Raw genomic sequence first — 15406 nt, 5'->3', positions numbered from 1 at the left:
ATGAATTTAAAAGAAGAAGCTTTAAAATACCATTTAGGTGGGAAAATTGATATTGTACCAAGTAAGCCAATGGCTACAAGCCATGATCTATCTTTGGCGTATAGCCCAGGAGTTGCAGAACCTTGCCTTGAAATCGCTAAAGATAATGAGCTTGCTTATACTTATACAAATAAGGCTAATTTAGTAGCTATAGTTAGTGATGGTTCTGCTGTTTTAGGACTTGGAAACATAGGAGCACAGGCTTCAAAACCTGTTATGGAAGGTAAGGCTTGTTTGTTTAAAAAATTTGCAAATGTCAATGCTTATGATATAGAAATTGATGTTCATAGTATAGAAGAGATTGTAAATTTTTGCAAGTCTTTGGCTCCAACTGTGGGCGGGATCAATTTAGAAGATATTGCTGCGCCAAAATGTTTTGAAATTGAAGCGGCTTTGCAAGATTTAGGAATTCCTGTAATGCATGATGATCAACATGGAACGGCTATTATTTCAACTGCGGGACTTATGAATGCTATGGAAATAAGTGGTAAAAAATTTAAAGACATTAAGGTGGTTGTAAGTGGCGCAGGTGCTGCAGGTATAGCAAGTGCTAAAATGTATAGAAATTTAGGGGTCGAAAATATTATTTTAGTAGATAGCAAAGGAGTGATTTCTAAAGATAGAAATGATTTAACTCCTCAAAAGCTTGAATTTGCTGTTGATTCTAAGGAAAAGACTTTAAAAGAAGTTTTAAAAGGAGCTGATGTTTTCCTAGGACTTAGTGCACCAAAAATTCTTGATGATGAAATGGTTTTAAGCATGGCAAAAGATCCTGTGATTTTTGCTTTGGCAAATCCTATTCCTGAAGTGATGCCTGAAGATGTAGCTAGACTTAGAAAAGATGCGATTGTAGGAACAGGAAGAAGTGATTATCCAAATCAAATCAATAATGTTTTAGGTTTTCCTTTTATTTTCCGTGGGGCTTTAGATGTGCGTGCAAGTAAAATCACTGAAAATATGAAAGTAGCGGCTGCTAAAGCATTAGCAGATCTTGCAAAACTTCCTGTAAGCGATGCGGTTAAAAAAGCTTATAATTTAAGCACTTTAGAATTTGGAAGAGATTATGTTATACCAAAACCTTTTGATGAAAGAGTAAAAGCTGCAGTAAGTACAGCTGTAGCAGCAGCTGCGGTAAAAGATGGTGTGGCTAAGGTGAAAAATTTTGATGAGAAAGCTTATTTTGAAAGCTTAAAATGAAAAATATTCATTGCATCAATCATCCATTGATCGAACATAAATTAGGAATTTTAAGGGCTAAAGAGACAAAGCCCTTTCAATTTCGTATGTTAATCGATGAAATTTCATCTTTTTTGCTTTTTGAAGCGAGTAAAGATTTTTCTTTAAAAGAAATTGAAATTTCAACACCTATACAAAAAACTACAGTAAAAAAACTTGATGAAAAGATTATGATTTGTCCTATTTTAAGGGCTGCATTAGGAATGCTTGAAAGTGTTTTTAAGATGATTCCTGATGCAAGTGTTGGGTTTTTGGGGTTTGTGAGAAATGAAGAAACTTTAAAGGCAGATTTTTATTTTCAAAAACTTCCCAAAGATGCAAAAAAACGCACTGCTATTGTTATAGATCCTATGTTTGCTACAGGTGGGACTGCTATAGAGGCTTGTAATTTTTTAAAAAGCCAAGGAGTTAAAAAAATAAAATTTATATCCATACTTGCTGCTCCACAAGGTTTGAAAAAATTTAGCCAAATGCATGATGATGTAGAAGTTTTTGTGGCTTGTATTGATGAAGGTTTAAATGAAAAAGGTTATATTATCCCAGGGCTTGGAGATGCAGGAGATAGAGTGTTTAACACTCTTTAAAAGAGATGATTTTTGGAAAAATTGATTATATTAATCTTTTACCTTTACATATATATCTTAAGAAATATCCCCTACCTAATGGTTATAAAGCAAGTATGGAGTATAAAAAAGGAGTTCCAAGTAAGCTAAATAAAGATTTATTTTATAGAAGAATTGATGCAGCTATCATTTCAAGCATAGAAAGTGCTAGAAAAAAATATAAAAATTTAGATTTGGGTATTTGTGCTAATAAAAGAGTTTTAAGTGTATTAGTAGAAAAAAATACATCAAATGCCAAAGATCCAAGTTCAGCAACTTCAAACGCTCTGGCTAAAGTATTAAAACAAGATGGAAAAGTAATTATAGGTGATAAGGCTTTAAAGCTTTATCTAAAAGATCCTTCTAAATATATCGATTTATGTGCAAAATGGCACGAAAAAACAGGATTGCCTTTTGTTTTTGCTAGATTTTCTTGTGTGCAAAAAAAAGCTTTATATAAACAAATTTTGAAAAAATTTCCAAAAACAAAGATTAAAATTCCTTATTATATACTGCAAAATTATGCCAAAACAAGGGATTTAGATATAAAAGATGTTAGATATTATTTAGATGAAGTTATATATCATAAAATTTCTACCAAAGAAAAAACAGCCTTAAAGCGTTTTGTAAAGGCTTGTAAGGCTTTAAATCTTGCTTAGTGTTCAAATTCTCTAAGTTCTTTAACTGTTCCAAGGAGTATTACGACATCTCCACTATAAACTGTCGTGGTTTCTAAATCAGGTAGTATTTCCCAGTCACTATTTAATTTTTTATAAGAAATCACTTTCATATTTTGTGCTACATGTTTTAAAGAATTTCCTGCTAATTTTTCATCTATATTGATCTTAATAGCTCGTATAGTATTTGCTGAAAGATCAAAAACTTCATAATCAGCATCTTTAGTTAAAAATTCTTTTACTAGTCTTTTAGCACTTTCTTTTTCAGGATAAATAACCTTTGTTGCACCTAACTTAGAAAGAATTTGACCATGGATATTAGAGGTTGCTTTAGCAATGATATTTTTAACACCTATATCTTTAAGCGCCATAAGAGTAAGGATTGATTTTTCAACATTTTCTCCTATGCTAACAATAACAACTTCAACATCATGAAAGCCTGCTTCTTTTAGGGCTGAAATATTTGTAGAATCTAAAATATAAGCATAACTTGGAGGATTTTGTATACTTTTTAAAGCTTCCTCATCTTTATCCGCAACGATAACAGTATGACCTCCAGCAATGAGTTCATCTGCTACAACTGATCCAAATTTTCCAAGTCCTATGATTCCATAATTAAGATTTTTCACGATTTTACCTTTATAAATTAACCTTTCCTTCAGGGAATTTTAAATGAATAGCTTTGTCTTGTTTGAATACCGAGAGTAAAAAAGCAAAAACACCTATCCTACCACTTAGCATCATAATGATGATAATCACCTTGCTAGGATCACTAAACAAAGCGCATAAAGATAAAGTTCCACCATTTCCTACTGAAATTCCTACGGTTGCAAAAGCCGAAGAAGTTTCAAAAAGCAAGGCTATAAAATCAAATTTTGACTCTAGCAAGGAAAGCAAAATAACAGCTATTACTATATAAACAGCTGAACCTACAGCTATAATAAAAGCTTTAGATATAGTTTCTCTTGGAATTTCATGTCCAAAAATTCTAACTCTTCCATCGCGGATACTCCAATAAGCATAGAGCAATAAAACCATTACAGTTGTTACTTTCATACCCCCAGCTGTTCCACCTGGTGCACCACCAATAACCATAAACAATGATCCAAAAAATAAGCTTGCATCATGCAAATGTCCCATATCTAAGGTATTAAATCCTGCTGTGCGGTAATTAATAGCGATAAAATATGAGCTTAAAATTTTATCAAAAAATGAAAAATGTCCTATAGTTTGAGGATTTGAGTATTCAAAAGCAAAAATAATAAGCGTTGAAGAGAAAATAAGAAAAATACTTGCAACAACAACCATTTTTGTATGTAGGCTTAAATTTTGCAATTTTTTTCTTTGAAAAAAGTATAATTCAACCAAAACAAAATATCCAAGCCCTCCAATAATAATCAAAGAAGTGATAATAAGATTAATTGCTATATCATGTTTATAAGCTATAAGTCCATGTTCAAATATAGTAAATCCAGAATTATTAAAAGCGCTAATAGAATGAAAAATTCCAAACCATAAAGCTTTCTTAAAATTCATTTCAAGGGTAAAACGCATGGTGAGAAGTATAGCGCCTATCAATTCTATAGTAAAAATGAACAGCAAAACCTTTTTAAAAAATTTAAATAAACCATCCATTGATGGATAAAATAAAGACTCTTTTAGTAAATTTCTTGCACTAAAACCAACTTTTTTGCGTATGAGTATATAAACAAATAAACCTATACCCATATATCCCAAGCCTCCAATTTGCACCAAAGCTAAGATAATAATTTGTCCTGCTAAGGTAAAATCAACCGCAGTGTTCTTAACTACTAATCCTGTCATACTAACAGCAGATGTGCTTGTAAAAAAGGCATCCAAAAAATCAATAGGAGTTGTATGTGCCCAGCTTGAATGTAGCAATAAAGCCCCAAACAATGCAATAATAATATAACCAGCTAGTAAAATTTTAAAAGTTCGTCTATCTAGTCCAAATTGTTTCAAAAAATTTCCATTTGATAATGATCTAAAGCGGGTATTCTATCTTATTAAAACTTTAAGGGAAATAAAATTTTATTTTTGTATTTAAACTTAAATTAAAGAAAAAAAGATACAATTACATTTTTACTTTATCAAACATTGTGGTTGGATAGCTCAGTCGGTAGAGCAGCAGACTGAAAATCTGCGTGTCGGCAGTTCGATTCTGCCTCTAACCACCACTTTATCTTTCAAAAAATCACATCACATACTTTTTTATATAAGATTGAAATATTTAAAGAACTAAAAGTTATTTTTTAAAGAAAGAGTCTATAGCTTATATGTAGAATGGTGGATTTAGCAGGACTCGAACCTGCGACCAACCGGTTATGAGCCGGTTGCTCTAACCAACTGAGCTATAAATCCGCCTAAGTTGAATTAAAAGATAAAATTATATCTTATTAATGCTTAAAAATATTTTATTTAGCCTTTATATCCGTCCAAAAATATCTAAAAGTGATTAAATGCTGTAAAATTCCAAAAAAAATCATAAAAATAGTAAAAGAACTTCCACCATAACTAAAAAAAGGCAAAGGGATCCCAACTACTGGTGCAAAACCTATAGTCATTGAAATATTTACTGCCGCATAAATAAAAATAAATAATGCAACACAATTAATAGCAACTCTAGCAAAATAATCATCTTTAAGTTTATAATTTAAACTAAGTAGATGAAAAATAAGTAAAATATAAAATATAATTAATGTCAATCCCCCAATAAATCCAAATCTTTCTATCATGTAAGCGAAAATAAAATCACTAGTTGAAATAGGTAAAAATTTAAAATGAGTTTGCGTAGCTTCATCTTGAGATTTTCCGGTTAAACCACCATTTCCAATAGCTATCATTGATTGGGCTACTTGATAACTTGGTTTTTCTGAAATAAAATCATGAATTCTTTGCTTTTGGTAGGGTTTTAAAAGATGTGTATAAATAATAGGAGAGCTAACACTTATAGCTATAACAATACTTAACCAAATTTTATAATGAACTCCCATGATAAAAAGCACTCCAAAACCAACAAGTAGTAAAACCATAGCACTTCCTAAATCAGGTTCTTTTGCAATTAGCAAAAAAGGCAAGATGATGTAAAAGCTAAGTTTGATGAATTGTTTAAGTTTGTATCCATTTTTTGGAGGAGGATTTTGATAAATAAGATAGGCAAGCATTAAAATAAAACTAGGTTTAAAAATTTCAGAAGGTTGTATAGTAAAGTGAGTAAAAGGAATTTCAAGCCATCTTTTAGCACCTAATTTTTCAACCCCAAAAATATCTACGCTTAGCAATAAAAAAATATTAATCCAATAAGCAACAGGAATAATCCAAATAAATTTCCTTATGGGAAAGAAGAAAAAAACCATAAAAGCAAACAATCCCACACAGGCATAAACAAACTGTTTTTCTGCTAAAAAAGGATTAGCTTCAAAGATTAAGAAAAATGAAATAAGAATTATGGGTAAAAATAAAATGGGTTGCATATAGTCAAAATGAGTTAAAATTCTTCTATCTAATCTAAACAAAATTTGCCTTCAGTTGGTAATATAAAGCTATAATTATAAACTAAAATTTTAAATTTATCAAAACCTCTAAGGAAAAAATGCAAACTTTTTTAGTAGATGAAAATTCAAGGCTTGATGTATTTTTGGCTAAAAAATTAAACCAAAGTCGCAATCAAGTTGCTTTACTTATAGAAAAAGATTGTGTACAGGTTAATGATAAAATTCAAGATAAAAATTCATTTAAGCTTAAAAATGGTGATATTGTTTCTATTGCAAGTTTAAAGCTTTGCAATGAGATAAAACCTCAGTTTGAAGTGGATTTTGATATTGATGTGTTATACGAAGATGAAGACTTGCTTGTTTTAAATAAACCTTCAAATTTAGTCGTTCATGGAGCAAGTAGCGTTAAAAATGCCACTTTGGTGGATTGGTTAATAGAAAAAAAATATACTTTATCAAATTTAGGAGGAGAGATAAGAGCTGGTCTTGTCCATAGATTAGATAAAAATACAAGCGGATCTATACTAATAGCGAAAAATAATTTCACCCATCAAAAATTAAGTGAACAGCTTGCAGATAAAAGCATGGGAAGAATTTACCTTGCGTTAATTGATTTGCCACTAAAAGAAGATAAAATTATAGTAGAAAAATTTTTAATGCGTTCGCCTTCTAATGCTATTAAAAAAATAGCCATAGATAAGGAAAATAAATTCAGCAAAAACGCAAAATCAGCTTTTATAAATGTAGTAAAAACTGAAAATTTAACTTTGATGGCTGCTAAGCTTTTTACAGGAAGAACTCATCAAATTAGAGCGCATTTGGCTAGTTTAAATCGCTATATTTTAGGTGATAGTTTGTATGGTTATAAGGGTAAGTATGATTGTAGGATAATGTTACATGCTTATTTTTTGTATTTTATCCATCCAAAAACCAAAGAACAAATTTTTGTTAAAGCACCTTTGATGGAAGATTTTAAAAATATTATGTTTGAACAAATTAATTTAGGAGAGAATGATGAAAAGATTTCGCTTGAGTTTTTACTTGAGTTTTTTAACTCTTTTGCTTAGCGCTTGTAGTGTTTCGCAAATGAATTCGCTAGCTTCAAGTAAAGAGCCTGCTGTAAATGAAAGCTTGCCAAAGGTTGAAAGTTTAAAAAGTCTTAGTGATATGAGTAATATTGCTTTTGAATGGGAGCCTTTATATAATGAAAATATTAAAGGATTTTATTTGTATCGTTCTAGTGATGAAAATCCTGATTTTAAACTTGTAGGCACTATTAAAGATAAGTTTCAAACTCATTATGTAGATACTAAATTAGAGCCTGGTACTAAGTATCGTTATATGATGAAAAGCTTTAATGAGCAAGGACAAATTTCAGAAGATGGCAAGGTTATAGAAGTGAGCACAGCTCCAAGACTTGAAGCTGTTCCTTTTGTTCAAGCTGTGACTAATTTGCCTAATCGTATTAAACTTATTTGGCGTCCGCATCCTGATTTTAGGGTTGATTCTTATATTATTGAAAGAACCAAAGGTGATGATAAAGAATTTAAAAAAATTGCAGAAGTAAAAAATCGTTTAAACGCTGAATACATCGATAGTGATTTAAAGCCTAATGAAAATTCAAGTTATAGAATTATTGCTGTGAGTTTTAATGGGATAAAGAGTGGGTCAAGTCAAGTTGTAAGTTCTACAAGCAAGGCTTTACCTCCTCAAGTTGAGCATTTAAGTGCTAGCACAGATGGTTCTAGTAAAATCATTTTAACTTGGGATGCTCCTACGTATGAAGATTTTTCTTATTATAAAGTTTATTCTACGAGCTCAAGCTTCCTTCCTTTTAGTGTTTTGGCAAAGACTGATAAAAATTCTTATGAGGATATAGTAGAAGGAGCAGGTAAAAGCAAGTATTATAAAGTAACAATGGTGGATAAAGATGGTCTTGAAAGTCCTATGCCAAAAGATGGTGTAGAAGGTAAAACTTTAGGCAACCCTTTGGCTCCTAGTATTATTTTGGCTCAAAGCACAAGCGAAGGGATAAATTTAGAATGGAGTGATAATGATACTAGAGCTGTTGAGTATGAAGTAAGACGCTATGGCGGGGAGCAAAATGCAGTTTTTAAAGGCATTAAAGAAAAGCGACTAAAAGATGTAAAAGCTTTGCCAGGGGTGGAATATAGTTATGAAGTTATTGCTATTGATTTAGCCGGGCTTCGTTCAGAACCTTCAAACAAAGTTAAGGCGGCTCAGTAGTGCCAAATTTTAAAAGCAAAAAGATCAAAGAAATAAATCTGCCTTGTAGCAAGGATGATGTTGAATTTCTTTGGCTTGCTAAGAATGATAATGTTAGTCTTATTTATACAAAGGTTCAAGAAGAGAGTTTTTTTCTGCAGATTAAAAAAGCACAAAATGGTTTTGTGATTAAAGGCGATAAACATACAAAACCTTCTAAAATAGGTTATTTGCAAAAGGCTTTAAAAATCTTTAAAGAAGATTTTTGTGAGGATATTATCAATGAAGCTTTTGGACTTAAAAACAATGCTTTAATTGAAAAAACACCATTTATCGTTGATAATTTTGATGAGCTTTTGTCTAAGCTTCAAGGTAAAATTTATATAGAAATAGGCTTTGGATCAGGAAGACATTTGCTTTATCAAGCAAAAGAAAATCCAAATGTTTTAATTTTAGGGGTGGAAATTTACAACCCAGCTTTAACTCAAGTGGCTAAACTTGCTAAAGCACAAAATGTAAATAATATTTTGCTAATCCAAAGTGATGCGAGATTGTTATTGAGTGTATTAAAATCAAAATCAGTTGAAAAGATTTTTCTACATTTTCCTGTTCCTTGGGACAAAAAGCCTCATAGGCGAGTTATTGGGAAAGATTTTTGCAAAGAATGTGCTAGGGTTTTAACCCAAAACGGTCGTTTTGAACTTAGAACAGATAGTTTTGAGTATTTTAATTTTACTCTAGAACAATTTTTGACTTTTCCTGTTCCAAAATTTAGTCTTAGAAAAAATGAAAATTTAGAAATTTCAAGCAAATATGAAGATAGATGGAAAAAGCAAGAAAAAAATATATATGATCTTTGGGTGTGGAATTTTAACCAAGAGTGTAGAAACTATGAGTTAAATGAATTTAATCTCTCATCGGTTGAATTTTCTAAAGAAGATTTGAAAAAAATAGAGCAGAACTTTAAAAATATTACTATAAAAAAAGATGATTTTTTCTTGCATTTTGAAAGCATCTACAAACAAGATGAGAATTTGCTTTTAAAGGTTGCTTTTGGAGCTTTTAATAAGCCTGAACATTGTTATTTACATCTTGATAAAACGATCGATTTTGCTTTTAAAGAACCATTTAAAATTCAAGAAAATATTAAAGCGATAAATGAATTAAAAGAAATTTTAAAAGTTCAGTTTAAAATATAATTTTTCTTGAAAATTAAGCAAAAATAAAGCATAATTTAAAAATTTAAAAAGGGAAATTAAGGAAAAAGGATGCCTAATTTAATCCAAGCAAATAAACTTACTTTAGGTTATGATGAATTAGTTATTAAAGAAGCGAGTTTTGCTTTTAAGGATGATGATTTTGTTTTTATTACGGGTAAAAGTGGGAGTGGTAAGAGTACGCTTTTAAAGTCTTTTTATGGAGATTTAGAACCTATTTCTGGTAAGCTTGAAGTATGTGGATCTTTGATGAATAAAATTGGAAATTTAGAACTTTTAAAATTGCGTCAAAGAATAGGGATTATTTTTCAAGATTATAAACTTGTACAAGAATATAGTGTTGAAAAAAATGTTATGTTGCCTTTAATGATTAAAGGTTATAGCAAAAAAGTATGCCATGATCAAGCTACTAAGCTTTTAAAGCATGTAAATTTAACTTTTAAAGCAGATAAATTGCCTAATCAACTTAGCGGTGGTGAGCAACAACGCGTCGCTATGGCTAGGGCTTTAGCTCATAATCCAAAGCTTTTGCTTTGCGATGAGCCAACGGGAAATTTGGACGAGTATTCTTCTGATATTATATGGACTCTTTTAAAGTCTGCTAGAGAGCTTTTAGGAACTTGTGTTATAGTGGTAACACATAGAATTCCTAGTAATTTAAGAGTGGATTATCGTCGTTTTAATATAGAAAATGGAAAAATGAATGAAATTTTTTAAAACACATTTATCTTTAATTTTACCTTTGCTTTTTATGATGTTTGCTTTTGAATTTATTTTGGTTACAAATGCAACTTTAAAGCATTATGAAGAACTTGTTAATAAAGATTATAATATTATAGTTGTCAGCAAAACTGAACTTGATCAGAATGTAGTAAAAACAAAAGTACCATTTTTTGCTGGACTTGAATCTTTAAATCCTAAGGATTTAATTGATCGTTTGAAAAATGATGTTTCTGAAAAGAATTTGAAAGTTTTAAAAGATTCTCTGCCAAAATTTTATACTTTAAAATTAAATTCTTTACCCGATCAAAATGAACTAAATTTGATTAAAAATCAACTTTTAAATATTGTAGGTGTTAGTAAGGTTGAAACTTTTTCCAAAACCCATGATAAGATATACTCTTTGCTTATTTTGATGAAATTTGTTTTTTGGTTATTTTTGTTTATCATTATTTTACTTGCCTTTGTTTTGTTTTTAAAACAGATGAGAATTTGGCTTTATGAACATACCGATCGTATTGAAATTATGTGTTTATTTGGAGCTCCGTTTTGGTTTAGATCTTTTATGCTTTATAAGGTGGTTGTGGTTGATTGTTTTATTGCTTTTGTTATTTTACTTGCCTTTTTTACCCAAATTTTTGATCTTTCTATTATCCAAGAAAGTTTAAAGGCTGTAGATATTATTTTTCCACCTATTAATTTTATTTTACATTTGACTTTAATTTTTTTAGCTACTTTGTTTATTTGCTTGTTGTGTGTAAATACGGTTATGTTTAAGGTTAAAAGATGAGAAAAAATATTCTTATCTTTTTTTGTTTTTTTTTGTTTGTTGATATAAGTTTAGCAAACGCTATAAATGAAAAAACAAAAAGTTTAGAAGAAAATAAACGCATACAAGAACAGTTAAATAAAAAACTTGAAGATTTGGCTAGCGATATTTTAAATGGTGAAAAAAGTTTGAAAGATCTAAGTTTGCAAATTGAAAGCTTAAATTCACAAACTTCTAAGCTTGAAGCAAGTGCTAAGGCTCAAAATCAAGAGTTAAACACCCTTACAAGCCAAAATGAAGATTTGCTTAAAAGTAAATCAAATATGGAAGGTAAGCTTATATCTTTAATGGCTAAAGATTTTGCTTATGATTTACCTATCCCTCAAGGCTATATTGAAAGTGAAGAAAGTTTTATGGCTTTTGAAATTTTAGGAAGTTTAAACAAAGTTTTAAATGAAGAAATTTTTAAAATTTCTAAAGATTATGAGGGAGTAAGCAGGCTTATTGATGATAAACAAGCTCAGATTAAGAAAATCAATGAAAGTCTTAAGGATTACAACGCTCAATTAGCCAAGCTTCAAAGTTTAAAACAAAAACAAATTAGCGAAATTAATAAACAAAAAACAGATCGAACCATATATGCAAAAAAACTCGATGACTTACAAGCTCAGCAAGAAGAGCTTAGAAAAACATTAAATCAATTAAAAATTATTAATAATAAAGAAGGTGCAAATTTAAACAAAAATGATACTAAAATAGTAAAAAATAATCAACAAATAAGGCAATTAGGTTCAAGCTATCAAGGAAGTTCAGTCAAGCGTTACACAGGAAAAAAAACCATAGCTCCATTGGATTCTTTTACTGTGAAGCAAAAATTTGGAAATTATGTTGATCCTGTTTACAATCTTAAAATTTTTAACGAGAATGTAGTTTTAAGAAGCAATAAAAGCGATGCAGTTGTTAAAAATGTGCTAGATGGAAAAATAGTTTTTGCTAAAGATACTAGTATGTTAGCTCGAGTTGTTATTGTTGAACATGATAATGGCATACATACAATATACGCACATTTAGATAAGATTGCTCCTAATATTAAAGTTGGTAAGAATATTAAAAAAGGTGCCGTAGTGGGTAGAATAAAAAATGATCTTACTTTTGAAGTAACTCAAAAAAATTTTCATATCAATCCTTTGGAACTCATTAGCTTAAATTAGCTAAATTTAATGGAATTTAAAATATAATTTCAAGTTAAATAAGGAGAAATAATGCAAGAGAGAAAAAGAGTTTTAGTAAAATTTTCAGGAGAGGCTTTAGCAGGTGAAAATGGCTTTGGTATAGAAAATTCTATTTTAAAATTCATAGCTTCAGAGATTAAAGAACTTATAAAAAATCAAATAGAAGTAGGCATAGTTATAGGCGGTGGTAATATTATTCGCGGAGTAAGTGCTGCTAAGGGCGGATTGATTAAAAGGACAAGTGGAGATCATATGGGAATGCTTGCTACAGTTATCAATGCTATTGCTATACAAGAAGCTTTGGAAAGCTCTGGACTTGAAGTTAGGGTTCAAAGCGCCATTCAGATGGAAGCATTTTGTGAAACTTATATTATGAGAAGAGCGCAAAGACACTTAGAAAAGGGTCGTGTTGTGGTTTTTGCTGCAGGTACTGGAAACCCTTATTTTACTACGGATACAACAGCTATTTTAAGAGCTGTGGAAATTGATGCAGATATGGTAATAAAAGCTACAAAAGTTAATGGAGTTTATGATAAAGATCCAAAACAATTTGATGATGCAGTATTTTTAAATACTTTAAGTTATGATGAGGCTATGCAAGATAATATTAAAGTGATGGATGATACAGCTATAGCTTTAGCTAAAGATAACAAACTTCCTATTGTGGTTTGTAATATGTTTGAAGAGGGTAATTTACTTAAAATCATACAAGGTGATACTAGCCTTTGTTCAATTGTTAAAAATAATTAAGGAGAAAATTATGGATAAAAGAATAGAAGAAGTAGCGGCAAAAGCTTTGGAAAAAATGGGTAATGATAGATATCGCCTTTCTTTAGTGGTGGCAAAAAGAGCGGAACAATTGGCAAATGGAGCAACCCCTTTGGTAGACTTTGATAAAAATAAAAATAAACTTGCAGATATAGCTTTATATGAAATTGCAGAAAATAAAATCACTTTAGAGGGTTTAGTTGAAACCAATCGATGAAGAATTATTGCTTGAACAATTAATCGATAATGTAAAAAATTGTAAAGATTTAGAAGCTGCTAAGGCTTTGCTTTTCGAAATTTGTGGCCATGATGCTATTCTTGAAAAAGCAGTAGATTACTGTATATTTTGCCATGAAGGGCAGTTTAGAAAAAGTGGAGAGCCTTATGCGGTACATCCTATTTTAGTAGCAACACTGGTTGGATTTTTAAGTGAAAATAAAAGCAATATTTTAGCTGCTTTATTGCATGATGTGATCGAAGATACAAACTGTACTAAAGAAGAACTTAGAGAGCAGTTTGGTTCTGAGGTTTTAAAACTTGTTTTAGGGCTTACTAAAATTATAGAAATTAGAGAAGATAATCTCATTTCATCAAAATCTAAAAAAAGTTTAACTAAATCAGCCTTGACTTTCAGAAATATGCTTTTAGCAAGCATTGAAGATGTTGGGGTTTTGATTGTGAAGTTATGTGATAGGCTGCATAATATGCTTACTCTTGATATTCTAAGAGAAGATAAGCAAAAAAGAATCAGCGAAGAAACTTTAGTTGTATATGCCCCAATAGCCCATAGACTTGGTATTTCAAGCATAAAAAATTATTTGGAAGATCTTAGTTTTAAATATCTTATGCCAGATGAGTATAAGCTTATTGACAATTATATCAACTCCAATAATCAAGAAATGCAATTAGGTTTAAATGAATTTATTTCCAAAATCGAACTTTTATTTTTGAGCAATGGCTTTAGACAAGGTAGTTTTGAAATTCAAAAACGCATTAAACATAGCTATTCTATTTATCTTAAAATGCAAAGAAAAGGCATTGGTATTGAAGAAGTTCTTGATTTGCTTGGGGTAAGAATTTTGGTTGAAAAAGTAAGTGATTGTTATTTAGCTTTGGGAATTTTACATACACATTTTAATCCCTTGGTTTCGCGTTTTAAGGATTATATAGCCTTGCCTAAACAAAATGGTTATCAAACCATACATACCACACTTTTTGATGCTAAAAGTATTATAGAAGCACAAATTCGAACTTTTGATATGCATAAAATTGCGGAATTTGGTATAGCAGCGCATTGGAAATATAAAGAAGATGGCAGTGTGGTTGCGCCTCGTCTTGATTGGCTTACAGATATTTCAATGCAAAGTATAAACAATCTTGAAAATGCAGAAGATTATAATGCTATTGAACTTTATGAATATGCTAAAGATAGTCTTTATGTTGAAGATGTCGCAGTTTATTCTCCTAAGGGAGAAATTTTCACTTTGCCTCGTGGTGCAACGGTTCTTGATTTTGCTTATGAAGTGCATACCAAAGTAGGGCTTCATGCAAAAAGTGCTTATGTAAATCGTATTAAAGTGCCTTTGTTAACCGAGCTTAAAAATGGCGATATTGTGCGAGTGGTTACTAGCAATGATAAATTTTATCGCTGTTCTTGGATAGATAGTGTTAAAACAGGAAAAGCAAAAGCAAGTATAAGGGAATTTTGTAAGCAAAAAATCAGAGAGATTAATTTAGCAAGCTCTATTAATATGTTAAGTTTTATTTTTGGAGTTGATAAAAACAGAATTGAAACTTGGATAGAAAAAGAAAATTTAGCCAGACGTATTAGACAAGTAGCAACAGATAGTGCTTATTTGAAAGATATAGTTAATGGTCTTAAAAAATACGCCAAGAAGTCATATTGGTTTGATAAATATGAGATTAAAGAGCAAAAAATAGGAAATTTTACTCTATATTGCAACCATAAAATCGCTAATGTGGATTTTGATTTTTGCTGCCATCCAAAAAGAGGTGATGCTGTTTTAGCTTTTGTTAAAGGTGGTAACGCTATTGTCCATCATAAGCTTTGCGATAGAGCTGATAAAATGATAGATAATAATCAAGATATGGTATTTATAAAATGGGATTCTAACATCCCTAAATCTTATAAATTGATTTTTTCTTTGGAAAATAAAAAAGGTGTTTTAGCGGAATTTTTGGCATTTTTAGCTAAAATGCAGATAAATTTATTAACAATTAATTTATCAAGTGATTTAAATTCGGCGGTAGATTATTTTGAGATTACAATGGAAATTCCTGATAATATTAATCCAGATAGTGTCAAGGATAGGTTAAAATCTCGTTGCAAGATTTTAGATTTTACATCTTTAAATGATGCTTATAAAGAAGGTTAAAAAGGTTTA

General features: G+C 30.3%; 15 protein-coding genes and 2 tRNA genes. 13 read left to right on the top strand and 4 right to left on the bottom strand.

Annotation, left to right across the window (positions count from 1 at the left end; genetic code table 11):
* The 3 genes from FBF06_RS07290 to FBF06_RS07280 are packed head-to-tail and all read left to right on the top strand — an operon-like array spanning nt 1 to nt 2536.
* Nucleotides 1-1236 carry a malic enzyme-like NAD(P)-binding protein gene (locus FBF06_RS07290; protein WP_002859330.1) on the top strand — a complete coding sequence of 412 codons (1236 nt, stop codon included), beginning with the start codon at nt 1-3 and terminating at the stop codon, nt 1234-1236.
* The gene (gene upp, locus FBF06_RS07285) at nt 1233-1859 is read left to right on the top strand and encodes a uracil phosphoribosyltransferase (RefSeq protein WP_002831283.1); all 627 of its coding nucleotides are present in this window, start codon (nt 1233-1235) and stop codon (nt 1857-1859) included. Before FBF06_RS07290 ends, upp begins: the two co-directional genes overlap by 4 nt.
* A gap of 5 nt (nt 1860-1864) precedes the next feature.
* Nucleotides 1865-2536, top strand: a complete 672-nt coding sequence (locus tag FBF06_RS07280; protein WP_002857885.1) for a menaquinone biosynthetic enzyme MqnA/MqnD family protein — start codon at nt 1865-1867, stop codon at nt 2534-2536.
* Here FBF06_RS07280 and FBF06_RS07275 read toward each other — a convergent pair.
* A complete protein-coding gene (locus FBF06_RS07275) occupies nt 2533-3183 on the bottom strand; it encodes a TrkA family potassium uptake protein (protein ID WP_002853664.1) in 651 nt (216 codons plus the stop codon). The genes FBF06_RS07280 and FBF06_RS07275 overlap by 4 nt on opposite strands.
* A gap of 10 nt (nt 3184-3193) precedes the next feature.
* The gene (locus FBF06_RS07270; protein WP_002884343.1) at nt 3194-4537 is read right to left on the bottom strand and encodes a TrkH family potassium uptake protein; all 1344 of its coding nucleotides are present in this window, start codon (nt 4535-4537) and stop codon (nt 3194-3196) included.
* Between the two features lie 139 nt (nt 4538-4676).
* Between FBF06_RS07270 and FBF06_RS07265 the strand changes: the two genes are divergently transcribed.
* A tRNA-Phe gene (locus FBF06_RS07265) sits at nt 4677-4752 on the top strand.
* Nucleotides 4753-4859: 107 nt separating this feature from the next.
* Here the strand turns inward: FBF06_RS07265 and FBF06_RS07260 are convergent.
* Both FBF06_RS07260 and FBF06_RS07255 read right to left on the bottom strand, forming a co-directional pair.
* Nucleotides 4860-4936 (bottom strand) — tRNA-Ile (locus tag FBF06_RS07260).
* Between the two features lie 53 nt (nt 4937-4989).
* Complete coding sequence (locus tag FBF06_RS07255) at nt 4990-6090, bottom strand: FtsW/RodA/SpoVE family cell cycle protein (protein WP_002853654.1); 1101 nt, start codon at nt 6088-6090, stop codon at nt 4990-4992.
* A gap of 77 nt (nt 6091-6167) precedes the next feature.
* Between FBF06_RS07255 and FBF06_RS07250 the strand changes: the two genes are divergently transcribed.
* From FBF06_RS07250 to FBF06_RS07210, 9 genes are all read left to right on the top strand, one after another.
* Complete coding sequence (locus tag FBF06_RS07250; RefSeq protein WP_070317214.1) at nt 6168-7136, top strand: RluA family pseudouridine synthase; 969 nt, start codon at nt 6168-6170, stop codon at nt 7134-7136.
* Entirely contained in the window at nt 7081-8316 is a 1236-nt protein-coding gene (locus tag FBF06_RS07245) for a fibronectin type III domain-containing protein (RefSeq protein WP_079263611.1), read from the top strand. The genes FBF06_RS07250 and FBF06_RS07245 overlap by 56 nt, the downstream gene beginning before the upstream one ends.
* The gene (gene trmB / locus FBF06_RS07240; protein WP_070314112.1) at nt 8316-9494 is read left to right on the top strand and encodes a tRNA (guanosine(46)-N7)-methyltransferase TrmB; all 1179 of its coding nucleotides are present in this window, start codon (nt 8316-8318) and stop codon (nt 9492-9494) included. Before FBF06_RS07245 ends, trmB begins: the two co-directional genes overlap by 1 nt.
* A gap of 69 nt (nt 9495-9563) precedes the next feature.
* Nucleotides 9564-10229 carry an ABC transporter ATP-binding protein gene (locus tag FBF06_RS07235; protein WP_002853534.1) on the top strand — a complete coding sequence of 222 codons (666 nt, stop codon included), beginning with the start codon at nt 9564-9566 and terminating at the stop codon, nt 10227-10229.
* Nucleotides 10216-11022, top strand: a complete 807-nt coding sequence (locus FBF06_RS07230) for an FtsX-like permease family protein (protein WP_070317213.1) — start codon at nt 10216-10218, stop codon at nt 11020-11022. The genes FBF06_RS07235 and FBF06_RS07230 overlap by 14 nt, the downstream gene beginning before the upstream one ends.
* Entirely contained in the window at nt 11019-12212 is a 1194-nt protein-coding gene (locus FBF06_RS07225) for a M23 family metallopeptidase (protein WP_002867342.1), read from the top strand. Before FBF06_RS07230 ends, FBF06_RS07225 begins: the two co-directional genes overlap by 4 nt.
* A gap of 51 nt (nt 12213-12263) precedes the next feature.
* Nucleotides 12264-12983 (top strand): UMP kinase, encoded by a 720-nt coding sequence (gene pyrH, locus FBF06_RS07220; RefSeq protein WP_002854049.1) that lies wholly within the window; start codon nt 12264-12266, stop codon nt 12981-12983.
* Between the two features lie 10 nt (nt 12984-12993).
* On the top strand, nt 12994-13218 hold the full coding sequence (locus FBF06_RS07215) for a DNA-directed RNA polymerase subunit omega (RefSeq protein ID WP_002853464.1): 225 nt from the start codon (nt 12994-12996) through the stop codon (nt 13216-13218).
* The gene (locus tag FBF06_RS07210) at nt 13202-15397 is read left to right on the top strand and encodes a bifunctional (p)ppGpp synthetase/guanosine-3',5'-bis(diphosphate) 3'-pyrophosphohydrolase (RefSeq protein ID WP_002867343.1); all 2196 of its coding nucleotides are present in this window, start codon (nt 13202-13204) and stop codon (nt 15395-15397) included. Before FBF06_RS07215 ends, FBF06_RS07210 begins: the two co-directional genes overlap by 17 nt.
* Nucleotides 15398-15406 lie beyond the last annotated feature (9 nt).

It is taken from the genome of Campylobacter sp. CFSAN093227 (genome assembly GCF_012897855.1).
In the GTDB taxonomy this organism is placed as follows: Bacteria; Campylobacterota; Campylobacteria; order Campylobacterales; family Campylobacteraceae; genus Campylobacter_D; species Campylobacter_D jejuni.
This window is presented reverse-complemented; position numbering and strand designations above follow the sequence as displayed.

What these genes read in the sequence shown, in the direction of transcription:
- FBF06_RS07290 (WP_002859330.1), top strand. Translation starts at nt 1, where the DNA reads ATGAATTTAAAAGAAGAAGCTTTAAAATACCATTTAGGTGGGAAAATT.
- upp (WP_002831283.1), top strand. Translation starts at nt 1,233, where the DNA reads ATGAAAAATATTCATTGCATCAATCATCCATTGATCGAACATAAATTA.
- FBF06_RS07280 (WP_002857885.1), top strand. Translation starts at nt 1,865, where the DNA reads ATGATTTTTGGAAAAATTGATTATATTAATCTTTTACCTTTACATATA.
- FBF06_RS07250 (WP_070317214.1), top strand. Translation starts at nt 6,168, where the DNA reads ATGCAAACTTTTTTAGTAGATGAAAATTCAAGGCTTGATGTATTTTTG.
- FBF06_RS07245 (WP_079263611.1), top strand. Translation starts at nt 7,081, where the DNA reads ATGATGAAAAGATTTCGCTTGAGTTTTTACTTGAGTTTTTTAACTCTT.
- FBF06_RS07235 (WP_002853534.1), top strand. Translation starts at nt 9,564, where the DNA reads ATGCCTAATTTAATCCAAGCAAATAAACTTACTTTAGGTTATGATGAA.
- FBF06_RS07230 (WP_070317213.1), top strand. Translation starts at nt 10,216, where the DNA reads ATGAAATTTTTTAAAACACATTTATCTTTAATTTTACCTTTGCTTTTT.
- FBF06_RS07225 (WP_002867342.1), top strand. Translation starts at nt 11,019, where the DNA reads ATGAGAAAAAATATTCTTATCTTTTTTTGTTTTTTTTTGTTTGTTGAT.
- pyrH (WP_002854049.1), top strand. Translation starts at nt 12,264, where the DNA reads ATGCAAGAGAGAAAAAGAGTTTTAGTAAAATTTTCAGGAGAGGCTTTA.
- FBF06_RS07215 (WP_002853464.1), top strand. Translation starts at nt 12,994, where the DNA reads ATGGATAAAAGAATAGAAGAAGTAGCGGCAAAAGCTTTGGAAAAAATG.